We start from the raw sequence: 327 nt of genomic DNA on the forward strand, positions 1-327 counted from the left end.
GCATCGACTGACCAGCCCAAACCATCCGTGGACCAATGGCCAAGGCGAATGAACCGCACGATCAAGGATGCGACGGTGAAACGAGACCACTACGACAGCCCCGTACCAAGGCATTGATCTGGATCGCTCCACCCTCGCGGGATAGGTCGGCACGCCGGCCTATGAGTTGCGGGCTGCCTTTGACGCGCTGTTGATCGATTTGAAGTGCTCCACAAACTGTTCATGGATGAAGCGCGTGCGCCAGTTCTTGCCCCCCCCTCTCATCGCCGCAAGCGGCGACTGCCGGGCAGCGGGCAAACGCAAAACCAAAACTGGATACTTCTGGGC

General features: G+C 59.6%; 1 pseudogene. It reads left to right on the plus strand.

Annotated elements, in window-relative coordinates:
- Positions 1-99, plus strand: a pseudogene (locus Q1A06_RS20960) (IS481 family transposase); the annotation flags it as partial.
- Positions 100-327 lie beyond the last annotated feature (228 nt).

Source organism: uncultured Sulfitobacter sp. (genome assembly GCF_947497275.1).
In the GTDB taxonomy this organism is placed as follows: Bacteria; Pseudomonadota; Alphaproteobacteria; order Rhodobacterales; family Rhodobacteraceae; genus Sulfitobacter.